Annotated in this window: 8 protein-coding genes; 2 read left to right on the forward strand and 6 right to left on the reverse strand. The window is 61.4% G+C overall.

Annotated elements, in window-relative coordinates; genetic code table 11:
- Positions 1-110 precede the first annotated feature (110 nt).
- Together glyA and NR164_RS16370 are read right to left on the reverse strand one after the other, a co-directional pair.
- Entirely contained in the window at positions 111-1,364 is a 1,254-nt protein-coding gene (gene glyA, locus NR164_RS16365) for a serine hydroxymethyltransferase (RefSeq protein ID WP_017848268.1), read from the reverse strand.
- A gap of 246 nt (positions 1,365-1,610) precedes the next feature.
- Positions 1,611-5,462: a bifunctional diguanylate cyclase/phosphodiesterase gene (locus NR164_RS16370; protein WP_256823022.1), complete on the reverse strand. Its 3,852-nt coding sequence runs from the start codon at positions 5,460-5,462 to the stop codon at positions 1,611-1,613.
- A gap of 285 nt (positions 5,463-5,747) precedes the next feature.
- Here NR164_RS16370 and ettA point away from each other — a divergent pair, with 285 nt between their 5' ends.
- Positions 5,748-7,412: an energy-dependent translational throttle protein EttA gene (ettA, locus tag NR164_RS16375; protein WP_017848266.1), complete on the forward strand. Its 1,665-nt coding sequence runs from the start codon at positions 5,748-5,750 to the stop codon at positions 7,410-7,412.
- 298 nt (positions 7,413-7,710) lie between these two features.
- Positions 7,711-9,048 (forward strand): NADP-specific glutamate dehydrogenase, encoded by a 1,338-nt coding sequence (gene gdhA / locus NR164_RS16380; protein WP_046381986.1) that lies wholly within the window; start codon positions 7,711-7,713, stop codon positions 9,046-9,048.
- On the opposite strand, the gene NR164_RS16385 is transcribed toward gdhA, so the two are convergent.
- The 4 genes from NR164_RS16385 to NR164_RS16400 all read right to left on the reverse strand — a co-directional run bounded on the left by NR164_RS16385 (position 9,045) and on the right by NR164_RS16400 (position 12,258).
- Positions 9,045-9,542 carry a GreA/GreB family elongation factor gene (locus NR164_RS16385; protein WP_017848264.1) on the reverse strand — a complete coding sequence of 166 codons (498 nt, stop codon included), beginning with the start codon at positions 9,540-9,542 and terminating at the stop codon, positions 9,045-9,047. The two genes, gdhA and NR164_RS16385, sit on opposite strands and share 4 nt — an antisense overlap.
- A gap of 71 nt (positions 9,543-9,613) precedes the next feature.
- On the reverse strand, positions 9,614-9,970 hold the full coding sequence (locus NR164_RS16390; RefSeq protein WP_046381987.1) for a hypothetical protein: 357 nt from the start codon (positions 9,968-9,970) through the stop codon (positions 9,614-9,616).
- A 94-nt stretch (positions 9,971-10,064) separates the two neighbouring features.
- Positions 10,065-10,370, reverse strand: a complete 306-nt coding sequence (locus NR164_RS16395) for a chorismate mutase (RefSeq protein WP_046487702.1) — start codon at positions 10,368-10,370, stop codon at positions 10,065-10,067.
- A 34-nt stretch (positions 10,371-10,404) separates the two neighbouring features.
- Positions 10,405-12,258 (reverse strand): DUF4105 domain-containing protein, encoded by a 1,854-nt coding sequence (locus NR164_RS16400; RefSeq protein ID WP_256822981.1) that lies wholly within the window; start codon positions 12,256-12,258, stop codon positions 10,405-10,407.
- Positions 12,259-12,341 lie beyond the last annotated feature (83 nt).

The raw sequence follows: 12,341 nt of genomic DNA on the forward strand, positions 1-12,341 counted from the left end.
ATTGAGTCCTCCTGAAGATAGGTCAGAAGGCGTAAACCTTATTCAGGACGGGACAATCTGCATAAAAAAGCCCGGCTCAAGAGCCGGGCTTTTTATTCAAGCAACTGCAATCAAGCGCCGTACACCGGCAGCTTTTTGCAGATGGCCTTGACCTTCTCACGGACCGCGTCGATCACGGCGTCGTTGTTCAGGTCAGCCAGGATGTCGCAGATCCAGCCGGCCAGTTCCTTGCACTCTGCTTCCTTGAAGCCACGAGTGGTCACGGCCGGGGTGCCGAAACGCAGGCCCGAGGTGACGAACGGCGAACGTGGGTCGTTCGGCACGGAGTTTTTGTTCACGGTGATGAAGGCTTTGCCCAGGGCGGCGTCAGCATCTTTACCGGAGATGTCCTGCTTGATCAGCGACAGCAGGAACAGGTGGTTTTCAGTCCCGCCGGACACCACGTCAAAACCGCGTGCGATAAACACTTCGGCCATGGCCTTGGCGTTTTTCACCACTTGTTGCTGGTAAGTCTTGAACTCAGGCTGCAGGGCTTCTTTGAAGCAGACCGCTTTGGCGGCGATCACGTGTTCCAGCGGGCCGCCTTGGGAGCCTGGGAATACCGCAGAGTTGAGCTTCTTCTCGATCTCGGCGTTGGCGCGCGCCAGGATCAGGCCGCCACGCGGACCGCGCAGGGTCTTGTGGGTGGTGGTGGTGACCACGTCAGCGAACGGCACCGGGTTCGGGTAGACGCCAGCGGCGACCAGACCGGCCACGTGGGCCATGTCGACGAACAGGTACGCGCCCACTTTGTCGGCGATGGCGCGGAAACGTGGGAAGTCGAGGATCTGCGAGTAGGCAGAGAAACCGGCCACGATCATTTTTGGCTTGTGCTCGACCGCCAGGCGCTCGACTTCGTCGTAGTCGATCAGGCCGTTGGCATCGATACCGTATTGAACGGCGTTGTACAGCTTGCCGGAGGACGAAACGCTGGCGCCGTGGGTCAGGTGACCGCCGTGGGCCAGGCTCATGCCCAGGATGGTGTCGCCGCCTTGCAGCAGGGCCAGGTACACGGCGCTGTTGGCTTGGGAGCCGGCGTGTGGCTGGACGTTGGCGTAATCGGCGCCGAACAGTTGCTTGGCGCGGTCGATGGCCAGTTGCTCAACCACGTCGACGTATTCGCAGCCGCCGTAGTAGCGCTTGCCTGGGTAGCCTTCGGCGTATTTGTTGGTCAGAACCGAACCTTGAGCCTCCATTACCGCAGGGCTGGTGTAGTTTTCCGAAGCGATCAGCTCAATGTGCTCTTCCTGGCGCACGGCTTCTTGCTCCATGGCGGCGAAGAGATCGGCGTCGTACTTGGCAATGGTCAAATCACGGCTGAACATGGCGGTCCTCAAGGATCGGGGGGCAGAAAAGGAAGGCATTCTAACCTAATGGGTTTTAGATGGCATATGAAAGGACGTCATGTCGCGGACAAGTGGTGTTCATCTGGCGTCGGGGGGTGACTGTACCGCCGCTATCGGGAGCAAGCGCCCTCCCACATTTGAATGTATTCGCAAATCGAAGTGTGGGAGGGGCGGTGCGACGATTCGACGTGCTCCCGATGGGGCCGCCGGCTTCACCACAAACTCTCAGTCGAACATGAACAGCGCATCATTGCTGAACTGCGCCGCGAACCGATTCGGCGGCATCGGCCGCCCGAACAGATAACCTTGCACCTCATCGCAGCCATGCTCGCGCAGGAAGTCCAGTTGCTCATGGGTCTCCACGCCCTCGGCGATCACCGCCAGGTTGAGGCTGTGGGCCATGGCGATGATCGCGCGGGCGATTTGCGCATCCTGCTCGCCGGACGGCAGGCCGTCGACGAAGGTACGGTCGATCTTGAGCACGTCGATGGGGAATTGCTTGAGGTAGTTGAGCGACGAATAGCCGGTGCCGAAGTCGTCCACCGCAATGCTCAGGCCGAGGTTTTTCAGGCTGGCGAGGATCTGCATGGCTTCGTTGACTTCGCGCATCAGGATACTTTCGGTCAGCTCCAGCTCCAGGCACGCCGGCGGCAGGCCGGTGTCCTCAAGGATGCTGGCGATACGCTCACCCAACTGACCATCGGAGAATTGCCGCGCCGAGATGTTCACCGAGACTTTCGGCACCCGCACCTTGTTCTGGTGCCAGCTCTTGAGCTGGCGGCAGGCTTCGCTGATCACCCAGTCGCCCACATCCACCACCAGGCCCAACTCTTCCAGCACTGGAATGAAGTCCCCTGGCGGCACCAGGCCACGGCGCGGGTGACGCCAGCGCAGCAAGGCTTCGGCGCCGGTCAGGCGTTTGCCGTCGCCGCTGAATTGCGGCTGGTAATAGAGCACGAATTCGTTCTGGTCGAGGGCGTGGCGCAGGTCGCTTTCCAACTCCAGGCGCTCCAGGGCGCTGGCGTTCATGTCGGCCTGGTAGAACTGGAAGTTGTTCTTGCCACGCTCCTTGGCGTGATACATCGCAGTGTCGGCGTTTTTCATCAACTGGCTCAGCTCGTTGCCGTCCTGCGGGCTGAGGGCGATGCCGATACTTGCGGTGACGAAAAACTCGCGGCCTTCCAGCACGAACGGTCTGACCAGGCTGGCGAGGATTTGCTCGGCCACGTGAATCGCGCGGTTCAGCGCCATTTCGCGGCTGATCCGCGGCTGCAGGAGCAGGGTGAACTCGTCACCGCCCATGCGCGCCACGGTGTCGTCTTCGGCCACGCAACCGAGCAGGCGGGTAGCCATCTCCTTGAGCATGCGGTCGCCGGCGGCGTGGCCCAGGGAGTCGTTGATCGGTTTGAAGCGGTCGAGGTCGAGGAACATCAGCACCACCCACGACTTCTGCCGTTCGGCCGACTGCAGCGCGGTGTGCAGGCGGTCCTGGAACAGCGTGCGGTTGGGCAGGTGGGTCAGGGCGTCGTAATAGGCCAGGCGGTGGATGCGCTGTTCGCTGGCCTTGCGCTCGCTGATATCGCTGAAGAAGCAGACGTAGCTGGCCAGGTCGCCTTCATCGTCGAACACGGCGGTAATGCCGACCCAGGCCGGGTAATGCTCGCCGTTGCGGCGCCTGAGCCACACTTCGCCTTCCCAGGTGCTGTGCTGGTGCAACTGCTTGAGCACGTAGCGCAGGTGGGCTTCCTGCTGCTCGTCGACGGTGAGCATGTTCGGCAACTGGTCGAGCACGTCCGCCACGGCGTAGCCACTGACGCGGCTGAACGCCTCGTTGGCCTGCACGATATAGCCGGCCGGGTCGGTGATCAGGATCGCCGACGTGGAGTGCTCGAATACCGTGGCGGCCATGCGCAGGTCTTTCTCGGCGCGGCGCTGCTGGCTGATATCGCGGCCGACGCCGAGGATGCCCTCGAAGGCGCCGTGCTCGTCCCACACCAGCACCAGGCGCAGCTCGATCGGAACTTTACGTCCGTCGGCGCGCAGGCAGTCGAACAGGTACAGTTGGGTGTGGATGTCATCGCGCAGCTTGGCCAGCGCCTCGGCGTCGCCCAAGGCCCGGCTGACTTGCTCGACCAGGCTGTAGATGCCGGCCAATTGCTGCGGGTTGGCGATGATCGACTGCCAGCCATTCTTGAACACCCAGTCCACGTCATAGCCCAGCACGGCGTTGACCGAGGGGCTGATGTAGTTGAGGGCGAGGCGGCTGTCGGTGGAGCAGATCACGTCGCTGATGCTTTCGGCCAGCATGCGGTAGCGCTGTTCGCTGTCACGCAGGGATTCGCTGGCCTCGATCTGATCGGTAATGTCCTTGGCCACGCCGATGATGCGCGTGACCTGCGCGGTCTTGTCCCCGGCCAGGGCTTGCTCGCGGATATCGAAGCGGCGCCATTGATTGTTGCGGTGGCGAAAGCGCAACTGGCATTGCAGTTGGCTCGAATAACCGGCCTGGCGCTGCTGCTGGCGCAAGTCGTGGTAATGCTCGGCGTCCTCGGGGTGCAGCAGGATTTCCCAGAAGTACTCGCCCATTTGCTGCAATTCGGCCTTGTTATAGCCGAGGGTGTGGCCCAGGTGGTGGTTGCTGAAAATCATCCGCTGGCTGATCACATCCTGCACATACAGGTGATCGGGCACGGTTCGCACCACGTCCGACCAGAAACTTTCGCGCTCCACCAGCGACAGTTCGATCAGCTTGCGGCTGGTGATGTCGCTGATGCTGAGGATCACCGCCTTGAAGTCGTCGCGCTGTTCCGGCAGGCGCATCACCAGCCACAGGTATTGGTTGTTGCCGAGCACATCGTTGAGCTGGATTTCCAGTTCCAACTGGTTCTGTTGGGTCAGCACCGCCTCGAGCACCTGATAGCCGATGGCCGTGGCGTTGCGTGGGCAGTCATCGATCAGGCGTTCCCAGGCTTGCTCGCACGAGCTGACGTTCAACAGGCGCACCGCCACCTGGTTGACCTCGGTGACGCGCAGTTCCTTGAGCAACTGGCGACGCGCTTCGGGGTTGCCCTGCAGCCACCCGTGCAATTGCTCGCGCGTGCGGATCTTGGCCTTGTCGAAGAACGCGTTGAGCCCCGACAGGTCAAGCACGCACAGGGCCACGCCGGTGCCTTCGAAAATATCCTGATAACGCCGCCGACCTTCGTTCACCTGGCGCTGGCGGCGGCGCATATTCAACAGCACGATCACCGGCACCAACGAGAAGGCCAGGCCCAGCAGGCACTTGCCGATAAACGCCGGCAGCAATTGTTCCAGCACGGCGTTACGGTCGAAGAGGCCGCGCAGTTGCCAGTCGCTTTTGCTCAGTGGCGTGACCAGCACGCTTTTTTTCAACTCGTCCGGGGTCAGGGCGGCGGCCAATTGTGTCGGCATGCCGCTGTCACGGCTGACCACGTGGTGGTTCAGGCGATTCTCGACGGCCCACATCGGCCGCTGGCCCTGGCCATCCTGGCGGGTAAGGTTGGCCAGGTAGTTCGGCGCCAGGCGCAGCGCCCAGTACATTTTCGAATCGCCACTGGGCTGATGCAGCAGCAGATAAATGATGGTGCCGTTGTTGTCGTTGCTCAGGTAGTAGGGCTGGGAATGGCTGCGCTTGACCAGTTCCTCGAGGAAGTCGCTGTCCTGGCTGTCTTTGGCCGTGTCGCGGATTATCGCGCCGCTGGGGGCGAGCAGCGCGAAGCTGCGCAGTTCCGGCAGAGAGCGTTGCAAGCTGAGCATCAACGCCTGTTGCTGTTCGTCGTTGCGCGGCGGCTCGACCATCGGCAGCAGATTCAGCGCGATCTGTGCGCTCAGGGCCATGTTCAGGCTGATCTGTTCCGCCAGGTCGGCGCTGTAGTCGATGGTGTATTGCTGCTGGTTTTTCTGGTTCTGCTGCAGTTGGTCGAGCAGTTGCCAGAACAATAACGCGAGCAACATGAGGACAAGCGTCGCCAATGCGCCTTTGAGGGTGCCGTGCAGGGGCGCTCCCGGCGCTATGTGAGCGGCGCGCAGGGGAGTAGGCGGCGTGACGTTGGACAAACTGTGATCCTGCGGTTTGGCTGGACTGGCGCGCGACATGCACTATAAGCCGGACGCCCGGAGGGCGGCTAGCATGCCTTGACTTGTGGCAAAGTGCCAGTCCTGCCTGGCTGGACTGCCCTGGCGCATTCAGGTAGCTTTGCCGGTTACGCGGGGGCGTTCCAGCCCCAGACAATCAGGCTTTTTCCGCTCGCAGGCATTGATCAAGGTCAACGGCCCGCGCGGCGCATGGTCTGGCACGGGCTTCGCCCGCTCAATTCATCAGTCACTGACGCTAGGTTCACCATGGCTCAATACGTCTTCACCATGCATCGGCTGGGCAAAGTTGTTCCGCCGAAGCGGGAAATCCTGAAAAACATTTCGCTGTCTTTTTTCCCCGGCGCCAAGATCGGCGTGCTCGGCCTCAACGGTTCGGGTAAATCCACCCTGTTGAAAATCATGGCCGGCGTCGATACCGAGTTCGAAGGCGAAGCCCGCCCGATGCCCGATCTGAACATCGGCTACCTGCCGCAAGAACCGATCCTGGACCCGGCCAAGACCGTGCGCGAAGTGGTCGAAGAAGCCGTCAGCGTGATCAAGGACGCCCAGGCCCGCCTGGACGAAGTCTACGCCGCCTACGCCGAACCGGATGCTGACTTCGACAAGCTGGCCGCCGAACAGGCCAAGCTCGAAGCCATCCTGCAGGCTGGCGACGGTCACAACCTCGATCGCCAGCTGGAAGTCGCCGCCGATGCGCTGCGCCTGCCGGCGTGGGACGCCAAGGTCGAACACCTGTCCGGTGGTGAGAAGCGCCGTGTGGCCCTGTGCCGCCTGCTGCTGTCGGCGCCCGACATGCTGCTGCTCGACGAACCGACCAACCACTTGGACGCTGATTCCGTCGCCTGGCTGGAACATTTCCTTCACGACTTCCCGGGCACCGTGGTTGCGATCACGCACGACCGGTACTTCCTGGACAACGTCGCCGGCTGGATTCTCGAACTCGACCGTGGCGCCGGCATCCCTTACGAGGGCAACTACTCCGGTTGGCTCGAAGCCAAGTCCGACCGTCTGGCTGCCGAATCCAAGCAGCAATCGGCCCACGAAAAAGCCATGAAGGAAGAACTGGAGTGGGTGCGCAAAGGCGCCAAGGCCCGCCAATCCAAATCCAAGGCACGTCTGCAACGCTTTGAAGAAATGCAGTCGCAGGAATTCCAGAAGCGCAGCGAAACCAACGAGATCTACATCCCGGCCGGCCCGCGCCTGGGTGACAAGGTCATCGAATTCAAGAACGTGTCCAAAGGCTATGGCGACCGCGTGTTGATCGACAACCTGTCGTTCTCCATGCCAAAAGGCGCGATCGTCGGCGTTATCGGCGGTAACGGTGCGGGTAAATCCACACTGTTCCGCATGCTGATGGGCAAGGAAACCCCGGACTCGGGCACCATCGAAGTCGGTGAAACCGTGCAACTGGCCTGCGTGGACCAAAGCCGCGAAGACCTCGACGGCAGCAAAACTGTGTTTCAGCAGATTTCCGACGGTTCCGACCAGATCCGTATCGGCAACTATGAAATCCCGTCGCGCACCTACGTCGGCCGTTTCAACTTCAAGGGCGGCGACCAGCAGAAGTTCGTCAAGGACCTGTCCGGTGGTGAGCGTGGTCGCTTGCACCTGGCCCTGACCCTGAAAGAGGGCGGCAACGTCCTGCTGCTCGACGAACCGTCCAACGACCTCGACGTTGAAACCTTGCGTTCCCTGGAAGAAGCCCTGTTGGACTTCCCGGGCGCCGCCATTGTGATCTCTCACGATCGGTGGTTCCTCGACCGCGTCGCGACCCACATCCTCGCGTATGAAGATGACTCGCAGGCGGTGTTCTTCGAAGGTAACTACACCGAGTACGAAGCGGATCGCAAGAAACGCCTGGGCGAAGCCGCTGCCCAGCCGCACCGTGTACGGCACAAGAAACTGGCCTGATTCGGGTCGGTTTGGAAAAGCGGAGCCTTCGGGCTCCGTTTTTTTGCCCATGACTTCCTGACGAACATCGATCAAATGTGGGAGGAGGCTTGCCTCCGATAGCGGTTTTTCAGTTGGTGCATGGCGCCGTTTTGAAATCCCCTTTTAGGTGCGATAAATGCCTGTTTTTCAGGTTTATTTATATCCAATGCACCATTTAAATTCACAAAGGCGACATTTTGCCCTGTCGCGGTGCGACATGAATTGATAAAGTCCGGCTCAATCGCCCTTAACGACAATAAATTTGCCGAGACTTTTCATGATCGAATCCGTTGAATCCTTCCTTGCCCGCCTGAAGAAACGCGACCCCGACCAGCCGGAATTCCACCAGGCCGTAGAAGAAGTCCTACGCAGCCTGTGGCCGTTTCTTGAAGCCAATCCTCACTACCTGACCTCGGGCATCCTGGAGCGCATCTGCGAGCCGGAACGTGCGATTACTTTCCGGGTGTCGTGGGTCGATGATCACGGCAAGGTTCAGGTCAACCGCGGTTTCCGTATCCAGATGAACAGTGCCATCGGCCCGTACAAGGGCGGCCTGCGCTTTCACCCGTCGGTCAACCTGGGCGTATTGAAATTCCTCGCCTTCGAACAGACCTTCAAAAACTCCCTGACCTCGTTGCCCATGGGCGGCGGCAAAGGCGGCTCGGACTTCGACCCCAAGGGCAAGAGCGACGCCGAAGTGATGCGCTTCTGCCAGGCGTTCATGAGCGAGTTGTACCGCCATATCGGCGCGGACGTGGACGTCCCGGCCGGCGATATCGGCGTGGGTGCCCGCGAGATCGGTTTCCTGTTCGGCCAGTACAAGCGCCTGAGCAACCAGTTCACCTCCGTGCTGACCGGCAAAGGCATGACCTACGGCGGCAGCTTGATCCGCCCCGAAGCCACCGGTTTCGGTTGCGTGTACTTCGCTGAAGAAATGCTCAAGCGCGATGGCCTGCGGGTCGAGGGCAAGCGCGTGGCGGTCTCCGGCTCCGGCAACGTGGCGCAATACGCGGCGCGCAAGGTCATGGACCTGGGCGGCAAGGTGATTTCGTTGTCCGACTCCGAAGGCACCCTGTACGCCGAAAACGGGTTGACGGAGGAGCAATGGTCGGCGCTGCTGGAGCTGAAAAACGTCCAGCGCGGTCGCATCAGCGAACTGGCGGCCCGTTACGGCCTGGAGTTCCGCGTCGGTAAAACCCCGTGGGAACTGGCGTGCGACATCGCGCTGCCATGCGCCACCCAGAACGAACTCAACGCCGACGCTGCCCGCGCCCTGTTGCGCAACGGCTGCCTCTGCGTGGCCGAAGGCGCCAACATGCCGACCACCCTGGAGGCTGTGGATATCTTTATCGACGCGGGCATTCTGTTCGCCCCGGGCAAGGCGTCCAACGCTGGCGGCGTGGCGGTGAGTGGCCTGGAAATGTCGCAGAACGCCATGCGCCTGCTGTGGACCGCCGGTGAGGTGGACAGCAAACTGCACAACATCATGCAGTCGATCCACCACGCGTGCGTGCATTACGGTGAGGAAAACGGCCGGATCAACTACGTGAAAGGCGCGAATATCGCCGGCTTCGTCAAAGTCGCCGACGCGATGCTGGCCCAAGGCATCGTCTAGGTCTCGGCCTCGATGCGCAGCACTTCGATCAACTGATCGCCGACGGGGCGCTGCCACAGCACCTCGTCGCCCACCCGGGCCCCGAGCAGCGCCCGACCCAGGGGCGAACCCCAGTTGATCAGGCCCGCACCGGCATCGGCCTGGTCTTCACCGACCAACTGAATGCGCTGTTGCTCGTCCTGCTCATTGGCAAAGGTCACCCAACTGCCGATCTGCACCTTGTCGGTGGACACGGCCGGCGCCACCACCTGGGCACTCTGTAGCCGCTGGTTGAAGTAACGCAAATCCCGCTCAAGGTCGGCCTGGCGCTGTTTGTCGGCCTGTTCGCCCTTGGCGGATTCGACGCTGTATTCCTGCTGCAACTGCGCGACCTTGGCCTGCAACTGCGCCAACCCGCGCGCGGTGAGGCGATTGGGTTGCTCGCTGACCTGACGCTCGACCGGTGGGTCGGCCTGGGCGGCGGCGCTGTCTTCATTCACAAAAGCTCGGCTCATGACAGGCTCCCTCTATAAGCGTTTGGGCCATGTTCGCCGCACTTAAGTTTCGACGAATGTCTGAAAGCGACCTATTGCGAGCGATAAGCCTTGGCTGCGTCGCGATCCTTCTCCTGCTGCCAGGCGCGCTCGCGCTCGTCCCAGTGATGGTCTTTGTAATCGCGTAACTCCTCGTTTTCGCGCATGGCCTTGCACTGGCGAAAGCCATCTTCCCAGCCTTCGGCGTATACGCGGTCTTTCAGATAACGCGGCACATTCTTGCGAAACTCCCCGGTGATCACCCCCGCGGCCTGGCGACCACTGCTGCAGCCGTCATCGAAACCGTCGGCAAACGCCGGTGGATAGCCCTTGGCCAGCAACTCCTGATGGGTCGATTGGCAACCCGACAACCCCAGCACCGCACACAGCATTACTGCATACCGCCACATTACTTGCTCCCTGGCCGTTTCACGGCTGATAGGGGAAGTTTAGAAGGGGATTCGTCGGGGGGATGTGAAAGGGGGGTGAGAAAGGTGTTGGGTGCTATGTCGTCTGATGGCTGGCCAGCGCAGCATGCTCAGCCAATTCTTGCTGGATAAACGCCGCAATCATCGCGCGGTAAACCTGTTCTGTGACGTCTGGGTTGGCGCCGACCGTGTGGGATAGGTCGCGCACTTTGCTGATCACCTGTTCGACGCGCTGTGGTGCCTTGACGCCGTCGGTGTCTTTTTTGAAGCGTGCCGCCTGGGAAACGTAGTGGCCGCGTTCGGCCAACAGGCTGACAATTTGCTGGTCGAGGCGGTCGATGTTGCTTCGGACTTCTTCAAGGGTGGTGCAGGTAACGGCCATGTTGAGTGAACTCCTGATTCTGGTTGGGCGTTGGTCAGTAGTGATACCACTTCATCTCAAGCATTACCTCATTCACCGGCGTCGACAAGTGGCTGTACTCGCGTTGGGCGCTCAGGCGCAGGCCGAGGTTGCGCGACAATTCCCACTGCTGGTTCAGGCTGATGCTGCGCCGTACTTCGCCATTGGTGAAGAAATCTCCCTTGGCTTCCAGGCTCAGGTTGCCCAGCGGGTTTTTCCACAGTACGCCGGTGTTGAAACCGGCGGCGGGGGAGATGGCTTCGCTGAAGTCGTTGTTGTGTTCCACGCGCACGGTGCCGAGGGCGAAGCCGAGCATGTCGTCGCGCAGTTGCCAGGTGCCGCCGGCGCCGCCGTTGACGTGGGCGACCAGGGTTTCATCGTCGTGTTTGCCCGGCACGCGTTCCAGGCCACCGGTGACTTGCCATGACCAGGGTTGCAGCAACGCGTTGCGCGGAGTCAGGGAGCGGATGGTGGCCAGGTCCAGTTGCTGCAGTTGCCAGTGGTTGCCTTCGTACTGGCGCAGTTTCATTTGCAGGATCTCGATCTGCGCGCCGAGGGGGAAGCCTTCGGCGTTGTCGTTGAGGTCGTGGTAGGCCATGCGCAGGCCGTATTCGCCGAAGGCTTTGTCGCCACGCGTGCCGATGCCGGCTTGCCAGGTGCGTGATTCATGGCCGGTTTCCGGCAGGCCTGGGGGCGTGATCTTCAGGTCGGGCGCGGGGTTCTGGTTGATCGCACGCAGCAGTTCGAAGCTGCGTTGGGAGCGTTTGGTGTCGCGCTCCAGGCCATTGGCGCGGTAGCGGCCGAGGCGGTAGGCGGCGTCGATGATCAGCGCCTGGCGCTCGCGCGGCAACGCTTTAAACGCAGGCGCCTGCAGTTGTTTCTGGTCGTCGCTGACTTTCAGCACCCATTGCTGCTCGTCGCTGTCCAGCGGTTTGGCGCGTTCCAGCAACTCGCGCTCACGGGACGGGCGATAGTCGATCTTCTCGACCAGGCCGGCGTCTTTCACGGCCTTGACCGTGTCGGTGGGGATCGCAGTGAGCGGGAATTGCTCGGTCAGGCGCAGGCCGGGGCGGGCCACTTGCAGCAACTCCAACAGGCGGTAGGAGCAGTTTTCGTCGAAGAAGAAGTAGTCGAACTGGATCTGCTTGAGTTCCCACACGTGCTCGACCATGCGCTCGGTCTCGACCTGGGTCAGGTTCAGGCGGTATTCCCACAGGTCGCGGTTCTCCAGGCTGCGGTATTCGGAGAGTTTTTCCTGGTAGGGCACCAGGGCGAACAGGCCGGGGTAGCCGCCCATCAGGCCTTTCCAGGCGTAGAGGATGCTGTTGTCCGAGCCTTCGATGTACGCGCCGAAGTTGATCGCATAGCTGAGCAGCGCGGTGTTGTTGCTCTGCACGTCGGCCTGGTCGATGCGCAGCAGGGTGTGGCCGAACATCGATGAAGGGCTGTTGAGGTAGGCCGCCGGGAAGATCATCACCGCGCTATGAGGCGCGACGTCCTTGAACCATTGCTTGAATTCGTTGCAGCCCACGGCGGGCAGGTCGGTCAGTTGCAACCGGTCCTTGAGCCAGCGGGTACGTGCGGGGTAAACGCATTGTGCGTGTTTTTCACCCAGGCTGGCCGGCGCGTAGAGCGCGTCGACGGTGGCCTTGAGTTCGGCATCCGGGTGATGGGCGCCATCGGCGGCGAGGAAGAATTTTTTGTCGCTGACATAGCTGCGCCAGCCACTGACTTTGCCGGCTTCGTAATGGCCCAAGGACAACCAGAACGGATCGTTGGCCAATTGCTGCAAACGTTGATCATCAAGATACGGCGCCGCATACAACGGGGCGCAGGCGAAGAGTGCCATCCAGGCAAGGCGTTTGAGCATAGGGGCAACTTAAGTCGGAAAAAGTGAGACCCAAGCGGGGAGGCGGGTCCAAAAATAAGACCCGCGCCTTGGAGGGCGCGGGC

Source organism: Pseudomonas sp. Pse79 (assembly GCF_024519615.1).
GTDB lineage: Bacteria > Pseudomonadota > Gammaproteobacteria > Pseudomonadales > Pseudomonadaceae > Aquipseudomonas > Aquipseudomonas veronii.